The organism is Pseudomonas sp. UBA6315, assembly GCF_002438125.1.
Lineage (GTDB): Bacteria > Pseudomonadota > Gammaproteobacteria > Pseudomonadales > Pseudomonadaceae > Aquipseudomonas > Aquipseudomonas faucium.
In genome coordinates this window covers 15,379-35,558 of the sequence record NZ_DJTF01000171.1, presented here as the reverse complement: position 1 = coordinate 35,558, position 20,180 = coordinate 15,379, and the positions used below count along the sequence as shown (strand labels likewise).

At 65.4% G+C, this 20,180-nt stretch carries 21 protein-coding genes; 7 read left to right on the top strand and 14 right to left on the bottom strand.

All coding sequences use genetic code 11. The features are described from left to right. The 7 genes from B3E94_RS20025 to B3E94_RS19995 all read left to right on the top strand — a co-directional run. Positions 1-1,767: extracellular solute-binding protein (locus B3E94_RS20025; RefSeq protein ID WP_286914863.1), on the top strand; the 1,767-nt coding region annotated here is incomplete at its 5' end. 1 nt (position 1,768) lies between these two features. Beyond that, entirely contained in the window at positions 1,769-2,842 is a 1,074-nt protein-coding gene (locus B3E94_RS20020) for a microcin C ABC transporter permease YejB (RefSeq protein WP_176516327.1), read from the top strand. Position 2,843: 1 nt separating this feature from the next. Next, a complete protein-coding gene (locus B3E94_RS20015; RefSeq protein WP_176516328.1) occupies positions 2,844-3,863 on the top strand; it encodes an ABC transporter permease in 1,020 nt (339 codons plus the stop codon). A gap of 1 nt (position 3,864) precedes the next feature. After that, positions 3,865-5,484, top strand: a complete 1,620-nt coding sequence (locus B3E94_RS20010) for an ABC transporter ATP-binding protein (protein ID WP_286914862.1) — start codon at positions 3,865-3,867, stop codon at positions 5,482-5,484. Between the two features lie 252 nt (positions 5,485-5,736). Next, the gene (locus B3E94_RS20005; protein WP_236237391.1) at positions 5,737-6,252 is read left to right on the top strand and encodes a sigma-70 family RNA polymerase sigma factor; all 516 of its coding nucleotides are present in this window, start codon (positions 5,737-5,739) and stop codon (positions 6,250-6,252) included. Next, positions 6,249-7,211 (top strand): FecR domain-containing protein, encoded by a 963-nt coding sequence (locus tag B3E94_RS20000; protein WP_286914861.1) that lies wholly within the window; start codon positions 6,249-6,251, stop codon positions 7,209-7,211. The genes B3E94_RS20005 and B3E94_RS20000 overlap by 4 nt, the downstream gene beginning before the upstream one ends. 93 nt (positions 7,212-7,304) lie before the next feature. After that, positions 7,305-9,782 (top strand): TonB-dependent siderophore receptor, encoded by a 2,478-nt coding sequence (locus B3E94_RS19995; RefSeq protein ID WP_286914860.1) that lies wholly within the window; start codon positions 7,305-7,307, stop codon positions 9,780-9,782. 33 nt (positions 9,783-9,815) lie between these two features. Here B3E94_RS19995 and B3E94_RS19990 read toward each other — a convergent pair whose 3' ends face one another. The 14 genes from B3E94_RS19990 to kdpC form a co-directional block, all read right to left on the bottom strand. Then, positions 9,816-10,532 (bottom strand): SDR family NAD(P)-dependent oxidoreductase, encoded by a 717-nt coding sequence (locus tag B3E94_RS19990; RefSeq protein WP_286914859.1) that lies wholly within the window; start codon positions 10,530-10,532, stop codon positions 9,816-9,818. Positions 10,533-10,612: 80 nt separating this feature from the next. After that, the gene (locus B3E94_RS19985) at positions 10,613-10,843 is read right to left on the bottom strand and encodes a hypothetical protein (RefSeq protein ID WP_286914858.1); all 231 of its coding nucleotides are present in this window, start codon (positions 10,841-10,843) and stop codon (positions 10,613-10,615) included. Between the two features lie 113 nt (positions 10,844-10,956). After that, positions 10,957-11,490, bottom strand: a complete 534-nt coding sequence (locus B3E94_RS19980; RefSeq protein ID WP_286914856.1) for an EndoU domain-containing protein — start codon at positions 11,488-11,490, stop codon at positions 10,957-10,959. Positions 11,491-11,572: 82 nt separating this feature from the next. Next, positions 11,573-12,355, bottom strand: coding sequence for a glycoside hydrolase family 19 protein (locus B3E94_RS19975; RefSeq protein ID WP_286914854.1), 783 nt, complete (start codon positions 12,353-12,355; stop codon positions 11,573-11,575). Between the two features lie 108 nt (positions 12,356-12,463). Beyond that, positions 12,464-12,838, bottom strand: a complete 375-nt coding sequence (locus B3E94_RS19970; RefSeq protein WP_286914853.1) for a hypothetical protein — start codon at positions 12,836-12,838, stop codon at positions 12,464-12,466. 32 nt (positions 12,839-12,870) lie between these two features. Continuing rightward, on the bottom strand, positions 12,871-13,104 hold the full coding sequence (locus B3E94_RS19965; RefSeq protein WP_176516345.1) for a hypothetical protein: 234 nt from the start codon (positions 13,102-13,104) through the stop codon (positions 12,871-12,873). Then, positions 13,088-13,393, bottom strand: a complete 306-nt coding sequence (locus B3E94_RS19960; protein ID WP_286914851.1) for a hypothetical protein — start codon at positions 13,391-13,393, stop codon at positions 13,088-13,090. Before B3E94_RS19960 ends, B3E94_RS19965 begins: the two co-directional genes overlap by 17 nt. Continuing rightward, positions 13,393-13,665, bottom strand: coding sequence for a hypothetical protein (locus B3E94_RS19955; protein ID WP_176516349.1), 273 nt, complete (start codon positions 13,663-13,665; stop codon positions 13,393-13,395). The genes B3E94_RS19960 and B3E94_RS19955 overlap by 1 nt, the downstream gene beginning before the upstream one ends. 92 nt (positions 13,666-13,757) lie before the next feature. Next, positions 13,758-14,357 (bottom strand): DUF2589 domain-containing protein, encoded by a 600-nt coding sequence (locus tag B3E94_RS19950; protein ID WP_176516351.1) that lies wholly within the window; start codon positions 14,355-14,357, stop codon positions 13,758-13,760. Between the two features lie 10 nt (positions 14,358-14,367). After that, positions 14,368-14,847, bottom strand: coding sequence for a DUF2589 domain-containing protein (locus B3E94_RS19945; RefSeq protein WP_236237380.1), 480 nt, complete (start codon positions 14,845-14,847; stop codon positions 14,368-14,370). Between the two features lie 178 nt (positions 14,848-15,025). Further along, complete coding sequence (locus B3E94_RS19940; protein ID WP_286914849.1) at positions 15,026-16,093, bottom strand: helix-turn-helix domain-containing protein; 1,068 nt, start codon at positions 16,091-16,093, stop codon at positions 15,026-15,028. Positions 16,094-16,196: 103 nt separating this feature from the next. Continuing rightward, positions 16,197-16,892: a response regulator gene (locus B3E94_RS19935; RefSeq protein WP_286914848.1), complete on the bottom strand. Its 696-nt coding sequence runs from the start codon at positions 16,890-16,892 to the stop codon at positions 16,197-16,199. Further along, complete coding sequence (locus B3E94_RS19930) at positions 16,889-19,543, bottom strand: sensor histidine kinase (RefSeq protein WP_286914847.1); 2,655 nt, start codon at positions 19,541-19,543, stop codon at positions 16,889-16,891. Before B3E94_RS19930 ends, B3E94_RS19935 begins: the two co-directional genes overlap by 4 nt. Positions 19,544-19,628: 85 nt before the next feature. After that, on the bottom strand, positions 19,629-20,180 hold the full coding sequence (gene kdpC / locus B3E94_RS19925) for a potassium-transporting ATPase subunit KdpC (RefSeq protein WP_286914845.1): 552 nt from the start codon (positions 20,178-20,180) through the stop codon (positions 19,629-19,631).

Here is a 20,180-nt window from a genome sequence, read left to right as displayed (position 1 = left end):
CTGGCCGCGCCGCAACACGCGCTGACCCTGTACGACGAGGCGCCGAAATACCCGGCCGACTTCAAGCACTTCGCCTTCGTCAACCCCGACGCACCCAAGGGCGGGACCTTCCGCCAGTCCAGCTTCGGCGGCTTCGACAGCCTCAACCCGTTCATCAACAAGGGTGTGTCGGCCGAGAACGTCAGCGCCATCTACGACACCCTGATGCGCCAGAGCCTGGACGAACCCTTCACCGAATACGGCCTGGTCGCCGGCAAGATCGAAAAGGCCCCGGACAACAGCTGGGTGCGCTTCTACCTGCGCCCCGAGGCACGCTTCCACGACGGCCAGCCGATGCGCGCCGAAGACGTGGTGTTCACCTTCAACGCCCTGATCAAGGACGGCGCCCCGCTGTACCGCCAGTACTACGCCGACGTCGCCGAAGTGGTCGCCGAAGACCCGCTGCGCGTGCTGTTCAAGTTCAAGCACAAGAACAACCGCGAATTGCCGCTGATCCTCGGCCAGCTGCCGGTGCTGCCCAAGCACTGGTACGAGGGCCGCGACTTCAACCGCGGCAACCTGGAAATCCCGCTGGGCAGCGGCCCCTACAAGATCGCCGAGGTCAAGGCCGGCCGCTCGATCCGCTACGAGCGGGTCAAGGACTACTGGGCCAAGGACCTGCCGATCAACCGCGGCTTCTACAACTTCGACGTGATGACCTTCGATTCCTACCGCGACAACACCGTCGCCCTCGAAGCGCTCAAGGCTGGCCAGTTCGACTATGGCCTGGAGACCAGCGCGAAGAACTGGGCCACCGCCTACAACGTGCCGGCGGTGCGCGATGGCCGGCTGGTCAAGGAAGAACTGCCCAACGGCAACCCCACCGGCATGCAGGGCTTCATCTTCAACCTGCGCAAGCCGGTGTTCCAGGACATCCGCGTGCGCCATGCGCTGAGCCTGCTGCTGGACTTCGAGTGGACCAACAAGCAGCTGTTCAACGGCGCCTACACCCGCACCGGCAGCTACTTCGAGAACTCCGAGATGGCCGCCAAAGGCCTGCCCAGCGCGGATGAGCTGAAAATCCTCGAACCGCTGCGCGGCAAGGTGCCCGAGCAGGTGTTCGGCGAGGCCTTCCACAACCCGGTCACCGACGGCAGCGGCATGATCCGCGAGCAACAGCGCCAGGCCTACAAGCTGCTGCAGGAAGCCGGTTGGAAGATCGTCGATGACAAGATGGTCGACAAGGACGGCAAGCCGGTGTCGATCGAGTTCCTGCTGGCGCAGACCGAGTTCGAACGCATCCTGCTGCCGTTCAAGCGCAACCTCGCCGACCTTGGCATCGACCTGAACATCCGCCGCGTCGACGTCTCGCAGTACATCACCCGCCTGCGCTCGCGCGACTTCGACATGATCGTCGGCGGCTACCCGCAATCCAACTCGCCGGGCAACGAGCAGCGCGAGTTCTGGAGCAGCGCCGCCGCCGACAACCCCGGCAGCCGCAACTTCATCGGCCTGCGCGACCCGGCCATCGACCAACTGGTCGAACAGCTGATCAACGCCGATTCGCGGCAGAGCCTGATCGACCACACCCGCGCCCTCGACCGCGTGCTGCTGTGGGGCTACTACGTGATCCCCAACTGGCATATCAAGACCTGGCGCGTGGCCTACTGGAACCACATCGGCCACCCCAAGGTGTCGCCCAAGTACGACATCGGCATCGACACCTGGTGGATCAAACCGGGCGTCACCCCGGCGGTGGCCGACGCACCTGCGCAAGAGGCCAACTGACATGCTGGCCTATATCCTGCGCCGCCTGTTGCTGATCATCCCCACCCTGTTCGGCATCCTGGTCATCAACTTCATCATCGTCCAGGCCGCCCCCGGCGGCCCGGTGGAACAGATGATCGCCAAGCTCGAAGGCTTCGAGGGCGCCACCAGCCGCATCGCCGGTGGCGGCGCCGAAGTCTCGGTGGCCGGCTCCAACTACCGCGGCGCCCAGGGCCTGGACCCGGCATTGATCGCCGAAATCGAGCGCATGTACGGCTTCGACAAGTCGCCGCCCGAGCGCCTGTGGATCATGGTCAAGAACTACGCCCAGCTGGATTTTGGCGACAGCTTCTTCCGTGACGCCAAGGTCATCGACCTGATCGTCGAGAAGATGCCGGTGTCGATCTCGCTGGGGCTGTGGAGCACCCTGATCATGTACCTGGTGTCGATCCCGCTGGGCATCGCCAAGGCAGTGCGCCACGGCAGCCACTTCGACGTCTGGACCAGTTCGGCGATCATCGTCGGCTACGCCATCCCCGCGTTCCTGTTCGCCATCCTGCTGATCGTGCTGTTCGCCGGCGGCAGCTACTTCGACTGGTTCCCGCTGCGCGGGCTGACCTCCAACAACTTCGACGAGCTGTCCACCACCGGCAAGGTGCTCGACTACTTCTGGCACCTGGTGCTGCCGATCACCGCGCTGGTGATCGGCAACTTCGCCACCATGACCTTGCTGACCAAGAACAGCTTCCTCGACGAAATCAACAAACAGTACGTGGTCACCGCCAAGGCCAAGGGCCTGAGCCGCCCGCGGGTGTTGTACGGGCATGTGTTCCGCAACGCCATGCTGCTGGTGATTGCCGGCTTCCCGTCGGCCTTCATCGGCATCTTCTTCACAGGCTCGCTGCTGATCGAGGTGATCTTCTCCCTCGACGGCCTGGGCCTGATGAGCTTCGAAGCGGCGATCAACCGCGACTACCCGGTGGTCTTCGGCACCCTGTTCATCTTCACCCTGCTGGGGCTGGTGGTGAAACTGATCGGCGACCTGACCTACACCCTGGTCGATCCGCGCATCGACTTCGCCAGCCGGGAGCACTGACATGGCCTTGTCCCCTCTCAACCGCCGGCGCTTCGAGCGCTTCAAGGCCAACCGCCGTGGCTGGTGGTCGCTGTGGCTGTTCCTGATCCTGTTCGGCCTGAGCCTGGGCGCCGAGCTGATCGCCAACGACAAGCCGATCGCCGTGCGCTACGACGGCCAGTGGTACTTCCCGGCGTTCAAGCGCTACCCGGAAACCACCTTCGGCGGCGAATTCCCGCTGGAGGCCAACTACAAGAGCCCGTACATCCGCGAGCTTTTGGCCAACAAAGACAGCTTCGTGCTGTGGGCACCGATCCCGTTCAGCTACCAGAGCATCAACTACGACCTGCGCGTGCCGGCCCCGGCGCCACCATCGGCGGACAACTGGCTGGGTACCGACGACCAGGGCCGCGACGTGCTGGCGCGGGTGATCTACGGCTTTCGTATTTCGGTGCTGTTCGCCCTGACCCTGACCATCCTCAGCTCCATCGTCGGCGTCATCGCCGGCGCCTTGCAGGGCTTCTACGGCGGCTGGGTGGACCTGGCCGGCCAGCGCTTCCTGGAAATCTGGTCGGGCTTGCCGGTGTTGTACCTGCTGATCATCCTCGCAAGCTTCGTGCAGCCCAACTTCTGGTGGCTGCTGGGCATCATGCTGCTGTTCTCGTGGATGAGCCTGGTGGACGTGGTGCGCGCCGAGTTCCTGCGCGGGCGCAACCTGGAATACGTGCGCGCGGCCCGGGCCCTGGGCATGCGCAATGGCGCGATCATGTACCGGCACATCCTGCCCAACGCGATGATCTCGACCATGACCTTCATGCCGTTCATCCTCACCGGCGCCATCGGCACCCTCACCGCGCTGGATTTCCTGGGCTTCGGCCTGCCGCCGGGCGCCCCTTCGCTGGGTGAACTGGTGGCCCAGGGCAAGTCCAACCTGCAGGCGCCGTGGCTTGGCATCAGTGCCTTTGCCGTGCTGGCGATCATGTTGAGCTTGCTGGTGTTCATCGGCGAATCCGCCCGCGATGCCTTCGACCCGAGGAAGTGAAATGAGCGAACAGAACTTGATCGAAGTGCGCGACCTGGCCGTGGAGTTCGTCACCGGCGAGCAGGTCAACCGCGTGGTCGACGGCGTCAGCTTTGACATCCGCAAGGGCGAAACGCTGGCCCTGGTGGGCGAGAGCGGCTCGGGCAAGTCGGTGACCGCCCACTCGATCCTGCGCCTGCTGCCCTACCCCCTGGCTCGCCACCCCAGCGGCAGCATCCGCTTCGAAGGCAAGGATTTGCTGCAGCAGAACGAAAAAGCCCTGCAGCGCATCCGCGGCAACCGCATCGCCATGATCTTCCAGGAGCCGATGACCTCGCTGAACCCGCTGCACTGCATCGAGAAGCAGATCAACGAAATTCTCCTGCTGCACAAGGGCCTCACCGGCAAGGAAGCGACCGCGCGCACCCTGGAGCTGCTGGAGATGGTCGGCATCCCCCACCCGCGCAAGCGCCTCAAGGCCCTGCCCCACGAGCTGTCCGGCGGCCAGCGCCAGCGGGTGATGATCGCCATGGCCCTGGCCAACGAGCCGGACCTGCTGATCGCCGACGAGCCGACCACCGCGCTCGACGTGACCGTGCAGTTGAAGATCCTCGACCTGCTCAAGGAACTGCAGGCGCGCCTGGGCATGGCCTTGCTGCTGATCAGCCATGACCTCAACCTGGTGCGGCGGATTGCCCACCGCGTGTGCGTCATGCAGCGCGGGCAGATCGTCGAGCAGGCCGATTGCGCGACGCTGTTCAGCGCGCCGCAGCATCACTACACGCAGATGCTGATCAACGCCGAGCCCAGCGGTTTGCCCGCGCACAACCCGGTGGGCTCGCCACTGCTGGAAGTGAACGACCTGAAGGTGTGGTTCCCGATCAAGAAGGGCTTGCTGCGGCGCACCGTCGACCATGTTAAGGCGGTGGACGGCATCAATTTCAGCCTGCCCCAGGGGCAGACCCTGGGCATCGTCGGCGAGTCCGGTTCAGGCAAGTCCACCCTTGGGCTGGCGATCCTGCGCCTGATTTCCAGCCGCGGCGGCATTCGCTTCCACGGGCAAGCGCTGGAAGGCATGAACCAGAAGCAAGTGCGGCCACTGCGGCGGGAAATGCAGGTGGTGTTCCAGGACCCGTTCGGTAGCCTCAGCCCGCGCATGTGCGTGGCCGATATCGTCGGCGAGGGCTTGCGCATCCACCGCATCGGCACGCCTGCCGAGCAGGAGGCCGCGATCATCGCAGCGCTCGAAGAAGTGGGCCTGGACCCGCGCACACGCCACCGCTACCCCCACGAGTTTTCCGGCGGCCAGCGCCAGCGCATCGCCATTGCCCGGGCGCTGGTGTTGAAACCCGCGCTGATTCTGCTGGATGAACCGACCTCGGCGCTGGACCGCACGGTGCAGCGGCAGGTGGTGGAACTGCTGCGCAACCTGCAGCAGAAATACAACCTGACCTACCTGTTCATCAGCCATGACCTGGCGGTGGTCAAGGCGCTGAGCCACCAATTGATGGTGATCAAGCATGGGCAGGTGGTGGAACAGGGGGACGCGCAGGCGATCTTCCATGCGCCGCAGCATGCCTATACCCAGCAGTTGCTGGAGGCGGCGTTCTTGCAGCCGAATGGGGAAAGGAATCAGTTTTAAGCTCTATTTTGTAGAGTGTTTTCCCAGTGATGTGTTGGCTGGGTTTGGCCTCTTCGCGGGGCAAGCCCGCTCCCACAGGTACACCACAATATCCAGATTCTGTGGCGAACCTGTGGGAGCGGGCTTGTCCCGCGAAGAGGCCAGCCCAGCCAGCAAAAATCAGGGAGTGCCTCAGTTGCCCCCCCTCTTGCCAACAAACCACTTCGCACACGACAATAAGATTCATTACCAGTCGCGAACCATTCCATTATCATGCCCGCCAACGATCTCTCCCTGCGCAGCGCCGTCAACGACCTGTACTGCGAGCACCACGGCTGGCTTCATGGGTGGCTGCGCAAGCGTCTGGGCAATGGCTTCGATGCCGCCGACCTGGCACAGGACACCTTCGTGCGGGTGATCAAGGCGCGTAGCGCGCTGGAGATTCGCGAGCCGCGCCCGTACCTGTCGCGCATCGCCAAGGGCTTGCTGATCGACCTGTTCCGCCGGCGCTCGCTGGAACAGGCCTACCTCGAAGCCCTGGCCGCACTGCCGGAGGCGGTACACCCTTCGCTGGAAGAGCAGGCGATCCTGCTGCAGGCACTGGTGGAGATCGACCGGCTGCTGCAAGGGCTGGGGGCCAAGGTCAAGCAGGTGTTCATGCTGTCGCAGTTCGACGGCCTCACCTACCCGCAGATCGCCGAGCAGCTGAACATCAGCGTGCGCAGCGTCAACAACTACATGGCCAAGGCCATGGAGCATTGCTGCCTGATGCAGTTGCAACAGGCATGAGCCTTTCGCCTGCCGAGTTGAAGGCAATCAGCATGGCCGCGCGCTGGTACGCGCAGCTGCAGTCTGGCGTTGCCACCGATGCCCAGCGCCGCGCCTGGAACGACTGGCTGCTCGCCGACCCGGTGCACCGCCAAGCCTGGCAACGCATCGCCGCCGTGGGCGAACAGATGGCGAGCGTGCCCGCTGCCCTGGCCGCGCCCGCCTTGCGCGGGGCCGATCGCTCTCGCCGGCAACTGCTGCGCAGCGTGATCGTGCTGGTGCCTGCGACGTCGCTGGGCTGGCTGGCCTGGCGCAGCGACAGCTCCCAGCGGCTGCTTGCCGATTACCGGACCGCCGTGGGTGAGCGCCGCGAGTTTCGGCTGGCGGATGGCAGCTTGTTGCTGCTCAACACCGACACGTCGGTGAACCTCAAGTACGACGGCCAGCAGCGGGTGCTGGAACTGCTGCGCGGTGAAATCCTGGTGGCCACCGCTTCAGACCCACTGCAGCGGCCCTTCAAGGTACACATCCGGCATGGCGTGGTGCGGGCGCTGGGCACGCGCTTCATCGTCCGCAGCCAAGCCCTGGGGAGCGAGGTGGCCGTGCTGGAGAAGGCAGTTGAAGTCAAGGCCGCCGGCGCAGGGCTGGCAGTACGCCTGGAGGCGGGCCAATCCACTGCGTTCGACGGCCGTTCGATAGGGCCGATAATGCCCAATGACGCATCCGTGGGGGCCTGGCAGCAAGGCAGCATCATCGCCCTCGATCGGCCTCTGGGCGAGTTGCTGGCAGACCTGTCGCGCTATCGCCCCGGGGTGCTGCGTTGCGACCCGCGGATCGCGCAGTTGAAGATTTCCGGCGCCTTCCCCATCGATGACACCGACCTGGCACTCGCCGCGCTGGAAAGCGGATTTGCGCTGCGTGTCACGCGCTACAGCCGCTACTGGGTCAACGTGTCGCCACCTGCCACGCAGCTGTCCTGAAAAAACCTTCAAGGCTTTTGCACTTTTCCCACACACCGTTCGGCTCATCCCCCACAGGGTTTCATCGATCATTTTTACGGGGGGAGGTTTTACATGTCTGGCGTGTTCAAGCGTGGTCGTCTGGCGACTGCAGTGAAGGTGGGAATGTTGGCCGTGTCGGCTGCCGGTGCCTGGCCAAGCATGACGTTCGCAGCGCCCATGCCCGCGCAGCAAAACGCGGTGCAGTCGTTCGACATTGCCGCAGGCAGCCTGACCGAAGTGCTCAGCCGCTACGCCAGCGCAGCGGGTGCGGCGCTGTCGTTCGATGCCCGGCAGACCAATGGCTTGCGCTCCTCGGGCCTGAAAGGGGCTTACGGCGTCAGCGAAGGCTTCAGCCAGATCCTCGCCGGCAGCGGCCTGCAGGCCGAGCCGCAGGCCAACGGTACCTATGTGCTGCGGGCCGTGCCGCCTTCGGGGTCGGCGCTGGAGCTGGGGGCCACCAACATCACCAGCCAGGTGCTGGGGGCCACCACTGAAAACAGCGGCTCGTACACTACCGGCGCCGTGACCATCGGCAAAGGTGAGCATTCGCTCAAGGAAACGCCGCAGTCGATTACGGTCATCACGCGCAAGATGATGGATGACCAGAACCTCAACACCATCGATCAGGTCATGGAGAAGACGCCCGGCATCACCGTGTACGACTCGACCATGGGCGGCAAGTACTTCTACTCGCGCGGCTTTCGCATGTCGGGGCAGTACCAGTACGACGGCGTACCGCTGGACATGGGCAACCTCTATGTCCAGGCCGACAGCTTCAGCAGCGACATGGCCTACTACGACCGCGTCGAGGTGCTGCGCGGCGCCGCAGGCATGATGAAGGGCTCGGGCGGCACCGCCGGCGGGGTCAACTTCGTGCGCAAAAGGGGCCTGGCAGCGGCGCATACCGACGTCACGCTGTCCGGCGGCAGCTGGGACAACTACCGTGGCCAGCTCGACACCGGCGGCCCGCTGAACGCCTCCGGCACCCTGCGCGGCCGGGCGGTGGTGGCCCAACAGAGCCGCCACTACTTCACCGACGACGCCAACCGCAAGGACCAGGTGTATTACGGCGCCCTCGATTTCGATGTCAGCCCCGACACCACCCTGGGGCTTGGCGTGGCCTACGAGGACGTGGATGCCAACCCATGCTGGGGCGGCCTGCCGCGCTACAAGGACCGCAGCGACTTGAAGCTCAGCCGCTCGACCTGCCTCGACCCGGCCTGGAACACCTGGCGCAGCCAGCGCACCACGGTGTTCAGCGACCTCACCCACCAGCTCGATGACAACTGGAAACTCAAGGTCGCCAGCGTCTATACCAAGAACACCCAGGACATCAAGTACGCCTTCGCCTCTGGCGCCGTCACGCCCGGCACCAACACCACCGGCATGCTCGGCAGCCTGTACGACTACGACCAGGTCGATTACGGCCTGGACGCCTACGTCGATGGCAAGTTCGACGCCTTCGGCCAGCAACACGAGCTGGTGCTGGGCATGAATGCCAGCCGCTCGAACAAGGATGACTTCTACTCGGTGGCGTTCCTGGCGCAGCGGCAAAACGTGTTCAACCCCGACAAGTTCATCCCGGAGCCCGACGACAGCTATTTCATCGAGAACTCCTCGCGCGGCGGCCCGGCCAAGACGCGCACCACGCAAAAGGGCCTGTATTCGACCCTGCGCCTGAAACTGGCCGACCCACTGACCCTGGTCATGGGCAGCCGAGTCAGCTGGTACAACTCCCAGACCGATTACGACTTCATCAACACCGGCACCTCGGAGCATTCCAGCACCCGCGAGACCGGGCAGGTGACGCCCTTTGCCGGCGTGCTGCTGGACCTGAACGAAAACCTCACCGCCTACGCCAGCTACTCCGACATCTTCACCCCGCAAGGCAACTACCGCGGCGAAGATGGCGCGGCGCTCAAGCCGCTGGTGGGCCAGAGCTACGAGCTGGGGATCAAGGGCGCCTGGTTCGACGGGCGGCTTAACGGTGCCTTCAACCTGTTCCGTACCGTGCAGAAAGACCAGGCGCAGACCGACTACAACTCTTCGTGCCCGTCCTCCGATGGCTACTGCTACGTCAACGCAGGCCGGGTCCGCGCCCAGGGCTTCGAGGCCGAGCTCAGCGGCGAAGTGATCGAACGCCTGCAGCTGCTTGCCGGCTACACCTATACCCAGACCAAGACCCTGGACGATATCGACAGCAGCCTGAACGGCGCCGCGTTCAACAGCTACGTGCCTCGGCATGTGCTGCGCATGTGGGGCGAGTACGCCTTAAGCGGTGCGTTGGAGCGCTTCACCCTCGGCGCCGGGGTCAGTGCGCAAAGCGACAACTTCCGCGTATCGCCCGCCAGTGGCGAGAAGATCAGCCAGGCGGGCTACGCGATCTGGAATGGCCGTATCGGCTACCGCATCGACGACACCTGGTCGGTGGCGCTCAACGGCAACAACCTGTTCGACAAGCGCTACTACGCCAGCATCGGCACCGAGACGTTCGGCAACTACTACGGCGAACCACGCAACTTCATGGTCTCGGTCAAGGCCAGCTTCTGATGCCAATGGGGGCGTGAGCGGTTGTAGGCAGCATCAGAACCGCTCATCGGCAATCGCCGGCAACACTAGCTCGCGCACGAACGATGCCGTGGACAAGTGCAACAGCGCATCGACCATGGCCACCACATCGTGCACGGGCACCTGCTGGCCACCCCCACGCTGCGCCGCCTCCTGCAGCGGCGTGGCCAGCGCATCGTCGGTATTCAGGTACCCCAGCTGCAGCACCGTGACCGCCAGGTTGTGCTGGCGAAACCCTTCGCGCAGCGCATCGGCCATGCCATTGAGGGCAAACTTGCTGGCGCCGAATGCCACCTCCGGGCGCCCGCTTTGGCGCAAGGCGGAGGTGGAGCCGGTCAGGATCACTTGTGGCCTGGGTGCGGCCAGCAGCCTGGGCACCAGGCGCTTGAGCAATAGCAGGGTGGCGGTGATGTTCACGTCCACCAGTTTGCCGATCGACGCATCGCTGTCGTTCAGGAAGCTGTAGCCTTCGCTGAACGCCAACGCTTCCCAGATGCCGATGTTGCAGATCAGCACATCCAGTTGGTCCGGCGCCCTTGCCGCGATCTGTTCGACGCCTGCCAACGGCTCGGCCAGGTCTGCCTCGATCCATTCCAGGCGCGTGCCTGGCGACGGTTCAAGATCCCTGGGTTGCGAGCGCGATACACCGATCAGGGTGTCCCCGGGTTTGCCAAGCCCCTCGATCAAGGCACGGCCCAAGCCCCTGCTGGCACCGATTACCATCGTCTTCATGCTGTGTCCTTCCTTGCAAGAAAAGACCACAGCCTGGGACCTCGAGTTAACCTGAGGTCAAGCGCTGCAGCAAAACGCCCTCACATCACCCGGCCAGCGCGCCAGGCGCACAAGACGCTGATGAACGTATCGAGGCCCAAGGTAACCGTGGGATGGTTCGGCAGATGCAGGTGCTCAAGTACCACGGCCTTGTCGGAAAACGCCACGTGGTAGGCGTTTCCCGTGTAGTCCACCCCAGGCCGACCGGCCTGCACATGACGCGCCTGTTCCAGCAGCAAGTCGGCTGCGATGCCATTGACCTCATCGTTCAAGAAAGCCCCAAGACCGGGGTAGCTAGCTTCCAGTTCGGACAAACACTGCATCACGGCCTTTCTCCCACACATGAATCGAAAAAGGGCCGCAATGACGCCGGCCCTTTTCACCCTTATGGCTTGATGGCTGAAGGATAGGCGGTGTTCACCTTGCCATCCAGAAGCCAGCCCTCGATGGCGAACGCCTTGCCCCCGACGGTGCATTCAGACCCAGAAGAGCCGGTGAATTTCCCAGTGTCCATGGTACTGCCACTGGCAGCATTGACGATGGCCGCCAGCACCTGATCATGGCTGCAACTGTCCGGGAACATGGTAGAGCGCGTCTTGCTTGCAGGGCCTTGGTTACCGTCCAAGATGTCGAACCTGGTCATCTCGTAGATACCGGTCGAGGTCGTCGGTGCGATCACCGTATCGTCGGTCACCTGGACGGTCGCGGGCAGCGTGCCACCCGGCCGGCTGTGAAAGCCGACGGCCTTGCCCTTTTTGTTTATCTCGCCGCAGAAAACATGCTTCTGATTGACCACCGGCACCGTCGCCGAATCGCCCCAGGGGCATACCGCACCGCTTGCGGCAAACGTGAGGCCAGATGCCAGCGCCAAGCCGGCCAGTGCCACGCGCGCTGCATGGATCGCAATCACCTTGTTCATCATCAAAACTCCCTTTTTGCTGTTGATCGGGGCGCACCCGCCCCGTGCTGCCGCCCTGTGCGGCAAAACCTGGAGCAGGTGTTCAGAGCCCAAGCAGCCACTTGGCGCGGGCCAGGTAGGCGATGCGCTCGTCAAGGCCGTTGAAGCCGCCATTGATGCGCCGGGTAATCTCGCGCACGTCATCCTTGTCGGCGTGGTCGTTGAGCTTGCGGCTGTTCCAGAACCAGCCCGCCACATCCACCGCCAGCCCTGGGTCTGTACTCACCAGCGTGGGCGCGTCCTTGAGCTCGAAATCACGCCCGCAGGCCTTGCCGTATTCGCGGTAGTTGGCGCGCCCGGTGAGCTGGATCAGGCCACGCCCCTTGAAGCGCGCCCCGTCGCCGGCCTGGGTGTTGCCCAAGTCCTTGCGGCCTTCGTAGGCGTTGCCGTTGGCGATTTCCTCGGTGTATTGCAGGCAGCCACTTTCATGGGCGATCTGCGCCAGGAAATGCGCGCGGCGCAGCGGGGTGTCGATCCTGTAGCGCTCGAACACGTCGACGATGGGCTGGCGGAACGCCTCGATTCTGGGGTCGCTGGCCAGGTTGAATATTGCCCACAGCTTGGCCTTCACCAGCCCCGCCGGCAGCCCCGCGCGCAAGGCGGCGAGGGTCGGGTCCTGGGGCTTGACCGTGCTGCTCTCGGCGAGCCCATTGGCCATTTGAAAACGCTTGAGGGCGACGCGCGAACCCTGCCCCCACAAGCCGTCGCAGACCAGCGCACTGACGAACTCGCCGCGGCCACTGTTCATGTTCAGCAGCAACTGCAGGCTGCGCACATCGCCCCTGCTGTTGCTGCCACCGTCGCCAACCGATTTGTTGATGCACATGTTTGCCTCCTTGCGACAGGTGCACGCGCCCCGTGGGGCGACGTCCAATGCGTGCCTTTGCGCAGGTTGTTGATGGGAATGCTGTGGTGGATGAAGCGGGGTCAGCCGCTATCTGGGCGTGAGGGTGAAGCTGTACATCGTGGTGCCCTTGTAGGTTTTCAGTTGGACCTGCAGCGCATCACCATCGGGCCGGCTCAGCAGGTCGCCGTTGTTCAAGGGCCCGCAGCGGCCCTTGCCCGTTTCCTTGATGGGGTAGCGCAACGCATCGCCCGCCGGCTTGGGCGAGTCCAGCCTGAGCTGGCAGGCCCACTTGCGGATGGCAAGGCTGCCGGCATCCATCGCGCCCTTGTCGGCGAGGGTCAGGGTTACATCGACAATTGCCTGGCCATCCTGGAAGCTTCCCTCGTAGGCCTGGCCGGCAAGGGTGGGCAGGGCGATCGTCAGCGCCAGCGCACCCGCCAGCAGTGAGGTAATAGGTTTCATGTTGACTCTCCTTGTTGAATGAATACCCGGGGTCAGAACGCCAGCAGCAGCCCGACCCATTCGGCGATGGCGATCGCCAGTTCCGGGCGCACCAGCCCCAGCGCCATGAGCCCGACCAGCAGGCTGGCGCCGATGGCAATCACCAGCCGCCTCTGGCCAGACATCTTGCGGCGGGGGGACGACTTGAGGTCGATGATGGATTTCAAGGCACTGCCCTCCTCCTGTGAAAGCACCAACAGCATGGAACGGTCATTGCGCCTGCTCATTGCCAGGCCTCCTGTAGATCGCCAGCAACTGCCCGTCGACGCGCACCACGATGGCCTCGACGCCGTATCCGGGTACTTCGATGCTCAGTTGATGGGTGGCCTGCTTGCGGCTCGGCGGGCCGCCGATACGCAGGCCATAGCTGCCGGCACTGCCCAGTGGCTCCACGCAGGCATCCATCACCCAGGTCATGCCAGCCACCTGGGTGCCCGGCCACAACCGCTCGCACGCCTGCTGCGCACGCTGCATCTCGGCGCCCAGTGCCAACACCAGGTCCTCCAGCCGCTTCATCACGGCTGCTCCGCGTCATCGGGCAACCAGTACGGCCTGCGGGCAAAACCGACGTGGTAGGTCAGGGCCTGCAGGACCACCTGGTGCTCACCGATGTTGAGCAATTTGAAGCTTTTCTCGATACCCACCACGCGCCCGCGTGGGGTCCCGCTGAGGCAACGGTTGAGCAGTGCGGCCTGGGCCTGCACCGCCTCTTCCGGAGTCAGCTTTTCCGGGTCGAGGCTGCCAACCACGATGCGCTTCACATATCCAACATCCGTCAAATCGAACATCACGGCACTCCCTTACCGGAAAAGCTGGTCAGCCAGCGCTGGCCTGATGCACAGGCACACCTGCCGCTGGCCGGTCACTCAGCGACCACGCCTCAGGCGGCGATCTTCGGCGCGACCGACTGGGCGATGAGGTCCATCACCCGCGCCAGCCCCTCGGGCATGCCGTCATCGACCGCATGCACTTCCACGTGGTACTTGGCCGACTGGTCGGTGGAGCGGGTGTTTTCCTTGTGCGAAGTCACCGAGCCCGACACGTTCACCTTGGCGCTGAACGGGCCCCAGCCCAACTTCGCCTCCGCCGAGAACTTGCCCTCCTCGGTGCGCTCGTCGCGCGATTGCTCCGAATTCTTCACCTCCATGTCGAAGCTGATATCCACTTTGTTGATGGCCAGGCTCGGCACCTTGACCACCGCCAGCAGCGGCACCTCCAACTGGACCTTTTCGGTCGCCCCCGCGTCGTCGGCGGTGGGGGCCGCGCGCTGGTAGCTGAACATCACGTTGCGGATATCGCCTACATCGTTGGGGCCGGCCGTGGTCGGGTCGGCCGGGGGCAGAAAGCCAATCACCTTGATGAAGTTGGCGGTGGCATTGGCCAGGCGAACCTGCGCGTCGCAGGCTGCAGCCAAAGGTGCGCCGATCAGCTCGCCCATCGGCAGGCCGCTGAACTGATTACCCATTGCAAAGTCAGGCATGACGTCTCTCCTAGATCAATTTATCGAGGTTGTGAATCAGTCGGGCCATGCCCTCGGACGAAGGCTGGGTTTCGACTCTGAGGGTGACGCGCGCCATTGGCCCGCCTTCACCATTGCGGCGAACGCCCATGTCGACGTTCAAAGGCTGATGTGTATCGGTTGGCCACGCCGAGTCGGAACCCTCGGCGGGCGCAGGCTTGGCATCGCTCTGGTCGGCATGCAGGCCGACCTCGAAGTCGATCTGCATGTCCTTGACGGTGAGCAGCCGCGAGCCGACCAGCGAGAGCAACGGCACGCGTACAAGGCGTTCCTCACCTTCGGCTGCATCGTGAGCCTGGGATGGCAGGCGCACATCGACACTGACGGGCCGGTTGTCCTCGTCGAAGTACTGGCGCACGGTCGACATCTGGAACCGCTGGATCTTGTCCTGAGCTTCGGCGACAGCGCCGGCAATGCTCTGGATCAGATGGTGGAGGGAGTGATTCGCCACGGCTGACGCTCCTTGTCGAAATCAGTGCCGATCCTCGGCCGCCTTCGGGCAGGCCGGTTGACGATGGCACTTGCAGTTGTTGGTTGAGCTCAGGTTAAGGTGCGCCCGGCGCGGCGTCCCGGGGCGTGCGTCCCGATAACTTGGAGGCGCGTCCCAGAATGCCGGCCAGCCCGCACGATCAGCTGTAGGTCAGCTCCCTGACCCACTGATCGAGCGCCGAGCGTTCGCCGGGCAGTGGCACCAGGCTGAAGAAGCCCGGCACTGCCCCGGCGTGCAGCGCGGTTCGGGCCGCACGCGGCGACAGGCCAAAGGCCTTGCGGAACAGGCGGCTGAAATGCGCCTCATCGACAAACCCATGCTCGAAGGCCAGGTCACCAATGCGCCGCCCGGCGTTGGCGCTGTCGCACAGGGCGAACAGGCAACGCCGCAGGCGCCGTTGCAGCACATAGTGGCGCACCCCGCCAAAGCGCTCGAAAGCGCGGTACAGCTGGCTGCGCGAGGTGCCGGCCTCCTTGGCCAGAAGCGCAGGAGTGAGGTCGCTGCGGTGCAGATTGCGCTCGATCAAAAGGCGCACTCGCCGGCCCAGGTCCACCGGCCCTGCGCCGGGCGCTATCGCTTGCGTGGCCTTCGCCAGGCAGGCCGCCACCATCCCCAGCAGGGGCAGCGCCAACCTCAGCGCCTCGTCCGTGCCCAGGCATGGCGCGCTCGCCGCCAGCGACGAAAACAGGTGCGCCAGGAGCATGCCGGCGGCCGTTTCACGGCGCAGCACCAGGCCATGCAGTTGCCCGGCATCGAACAGCAGCAACGACAGGGCAGTACGCGGAATCAGCAGGCTCATGCCTTCGCTGCTGGCCATGCCGAAACGTGAAGGTTGCGCGAGGTCGAGCATCACCAGGTCACGCGGCCGCACGCGCACGCCATTGCCGCAGGCAAGGCCGCGCTGCAGCGGCAGGTGCAGCAGGTAATGGTCCAGGTCGCACCAGCCCAGGCGGGTGCGGTCCCGTTGATAGCGGGCGCCATCCAGGTGCCCGCAACAGAACAGAAAACGACTGAAGTGATACACCGTGAGCGAGCAGGAAAAGGCGTCGGGCGCGCGCGTGCTGACCTCGAACAGCACGCTGGCACTCATCCGCCAATGGCTGAAGCCGAGTGCCGGCATCCCTGCCGGGGCACTGGGCAAGCTGGGGATCAGCGCGGTCTGTGTTGCAGCGTGGGGGGTGGGGGCAAGGGTAGAAGGGCAATCCATGATATCGACTCACTATCCATAGTTGAGTCGGTAAATTGGTTCAGGCCCAGGCCACCTGCTGCAATTTGCCACTATTGCCTTGCCCGCCAGGGCGCGTCGGGGCTCAGGCGCCGGGCGCTACCAGGCGGTAGCCTACCCCCGCCTCGGTGATGATGAACCGCGGCGCCGTGGGGTCGTCGCCGAGCTTCTGGCGCAGATGCCCGACCACGATGCGCAGGTAGTGGGTGTTCTCCACATGGGACGGCCCCCAGATCTCCTTGAGCAGTTGCTGCTGGGTGATCACCCGCCCCGGGTGCCCGGCCAGCAGCGCCAGCAGCGCGTATTCCTTGCGGGTCAGCGCCACTTCGGCGCCCGCCAGGGTCACCTTGCGAAAGGCAAAGTCGACGGTCAGCGGCCCGAAGCTGGCCGCCACCTCGCTGCCGCCCGACTGCGGCACCTGGCGCAGCAGGGCGCGCACCCGGGCGAGAAACTCCTGGATGCCGAACGGCTTGGTCACGTAGTCATTGGCCCCGCCATCGAGCGCATCGACCTTCTGCACCTCACTGGCGCGCACCGACAGCACCATCACCGGCACCGCACTCCATTCGCGCAGTTCGCGCAGCACCTGCTGGCCGTCCATGTCGGGCAGGCCGAGGTCGAGCACCACCAGGTCGGGCTTGGCCAGCGCCGCCTGAGCCAGGCCCTCGCCACCGGTGGCGGCCTCGATCACCTTGTAGCCCTGGGAGGCCAGGCTGATGCGCAGGAACTTGCGAATCTGCGGTTCGTCGTCGATGACCAGAATGGTGGCGGACTGGCTCATGGGGCTTCGCTTTCGGCTTCGGGTTGCTGGGGCAGCGGCAAGCATAGAGTGATGCAGGTGCCATGGCCATCGATGCCTTCGCCGACCAGAATCTGCCCGCCGTGGGCGCCGATCATGCCTTGGCAGATCGCCAGGCCCAGGCCGGTGCCCTGCCCGCCACGGTCGCCCCGCGCGGCGGTGTAGAACATGTCGAAGATCTTCTCGCGCTCAGCCACCGGGATGCCGGGACCCTGGTCGCTGACGGCAAAGCGCAGCTGTTCGTCGTGCACCGACACCTGCAGTTCCAGGCGGCCTTGGGCCGGGGAAAAGCGCGCGGCGTTTTCCAGCACGTTGATCAGTGCCTGTTCGATCAGCGCCGCATGCACGAACAGCAGCGGCAATTGGGCAGGCACATCGGTGTGCACGCGCAGCGGCGCCAGCACCACGCGCAAACGGTTGAGGGCACTGCCGACGATATCGGCCGGGGCCACCCAGTCGCGGGCAAGCTTCAGGCCGCCGTGGCCCAGGCGGGTCATGTCCAGCAGGTTCTGGATGTAGCGGTCGAGGCGTTCGGCTTCATCGCGGGTGCCTTCGAGCAGTTCGCGGCGGTCTTCGACCGGGATCGCCTCGCCCAGCGCCAGGAGGCTGTCGATGCTGCCGCGCATGGCCGTCAGCGGGGTGCGCAGGTCGTGGGACACCGATGCCAGCAAGGCGCTGCGCAGCTGTTCGGTCTCGCCGTGCAAACGGGCGGCCTCCAGCTGCTCGGCCAGGCGGGCGCGGGCCAAGGCTTGTGCCAGGGGCTGGCCGAGCGCCTGCAGCAGGCGCCGGCGCTGGGCACTGAGCGGCTCGCCGGATTGCGGGCGCACGCCAAGCAGGGCCAGGGGCTGGTCGTCGACGGCCAGCGGCCACCACCACCAGCGGCCATTGGGCAAGGTGTCGCTGCCATGCCCGGCGGCCTGGCCGTGCTGCCAGGCCCACTCGGCGGCGGCGCGTTCATTGTCGCCAAGGCCGTGGGCTTCGCCGCTGGCCACCTGCAGCAGGCCTTCGGCATTGCGCTCGAGCAGGCACACCTGCACGTCCTGCCAGGCATTGAGGTGCTGGCCGGCCGCGTTGAACACCGCCCGCCGGTCGGTGGCCACGGTCAGGCGGCGTGACAGGTCGAGCAGCTGGCTGGTCTGCGCCTGGGTTTCGCGTAGCGCCTGCAACTGGCTGCGCTGGCGGGCGGCGAGGTTACCGGTGAGGGCGGCCATCAGCAGGAAGAACACCAGCGTCAGCACGTCTTCTTCGCGCTGGATGCTGAAGGAAAAATTCGGCGGGATGAACAGGAAGTCGTAAGTCAGGAACGACAAGGCCGCACAGGCCAGGGCCGGGCCCAGGCTGCTGCGCACCGCCACCAGCAGCACGGCGGCGAGAAACACCAGGGAGATGTTGGGCAATGCCAGCACGCTCGACACCGCCCAGGCCAACCCTGCCGCGAGCACGGTGGCGAGCAGCGCCAGCAAGTAGTGGCGCCACACCCATACCCGCTGTACCGCGGCCGCGGCCGGTGCGGGCTGGGCATCGCGGTCGAGCACGTTGATTTCCAGCCCGTGGCTTTCACGCAGCAGCCGCGCCGCCACCCCGGCGCCGAAGAAGCGCCGGCGCAGGCGGTCGCGGGACTGCCCCACCAGCACCAGGCTGGCGCGGCGCTCGGCGGCATGCTGGATCAGCGTGTGCGCCACTTCGCCGGCGCGCAGCAGCACCACTTCGCCGCCAAGCCGCTCGGCCAGCTGCTGCGCGGCCTGCAAGCGATGGCGGGCGGTTTCGTCGCGCAGCCGGCCGTTGCCCACGTGGACCATGCTCCAGGGCAGGTGGCGCCGTTGCGCGACCCGGCTGGCATGCCGCACCAGGCGCTCGGCCTGGTCGTCACCGTCGATGCCGACCAGCAGGCGCCCGCGCAGCGCCGGTGCTTCCTGGCCACGCTGGCGGTAGCCATGGGCAAGGTCGGCGTCGACCTGGGCGGCGGCGGTCTGCATGGCCAGTTCGCGCAGGGCGGTGAGGTTGGTTTGCGAAAAGTACGCATCGATGGCCGCCCTCGCCTGCTCGGGCACGTATACCTTGCCCTCGCGCAGGCGTTCGAGCAGCTCGCGCGGTGGCAGGTCGATCAGCACCAGCTCGAAGGCCTCCTGCAGCACCCAGTCCGGCAGGGTTTCGCGCACGTGCACGCCGGTGATGTCGCGCACCTTGTCGTTGAGGCTTTCCAGGTGCTGGACGTTGACCGTGGTGTACACATCGATGCCGGCGGCGAGCAGCTCCTGCACGTCCTGCCAGCGCTTGGCGTGGCGGCTGCCGGGGGCGTTGGTGTGCGCCAGCTCATCGACCAGGGCCAATTTGGGCGCGGCCTGGAGCAGGCCATCGAGGTCCATTTCCTCGAGGGTGACGCTGCGGTACTCGCTGCGCAGCAACGGCTGCTGCTGCAGCCCGCCCAGCAGCCCCTCGGTTTCGGCGCGGCCGTGGGTTTCCACCACCCCGGCCAGCACCTGCACGCCCTGGCGTTGCTGGGCATGGGCGGCCTGGAGCATGGCGTAGGTCTTGCCGACACCGGGGGCGGCGCCGAGGAACACCTTGAGCCTGCCGCGGCCTTCGCGCGGCAGGTTGGCCAACAGCGCGTCGGCGCGGGCTGCGTCACTCATGTTTCATCCTTTGGTTGTTCATCGTCGGCAAGCCGGCTCCCACAAGCTGTGGGAGCCGGCTTGGCGGCGATTGGGGGCCTTGCTGTCACTGCGCCAGATGCTCCAACGCCTGGTTCAGCGCCAGCACATTGACCACGGGCGGCCCGATCAATGGGTGGAGGGTGGCCTCTTCCAGCATCGCTTGCAACCTCTGCTCCGGCACCTGCCGCGCCGCCGCCACCCGCGGGATCTGGTAGGCCACCGCCTGCGGCGGCAAATGCGGGTCCAGGCCACTGCCGGAGGTGGTCAGCAAGGCCAGCGGCACCGGCCCTTGCTCGGCGCGATAGAGCGTCGCCGCGTCACCCGTCACTCGCTCGGCCAGCGCTGGGTTGCTCGGCGACAGGTTGCTGGCGCTGCTGGCCACGGTGGCATAGGCCCCCGCCGAAGGCCGCGAATGGAACCAGCCATCGCCCTGGAAATCCTGGGCGATCAGTGCCGAGCCGCGCACCTGGCCGTGCGCGTCGCGCACCAGGCTGCCATTGGCCTGTTCGGGGAAGGCCACTTGGGCAATGCCGGTGACCGCCAGCGGGTACAGGGCGCCGGTGACCACGGTCATCAGCAGGATCAGGCTCAGCGCCGGGCGTACATACGTATTCAT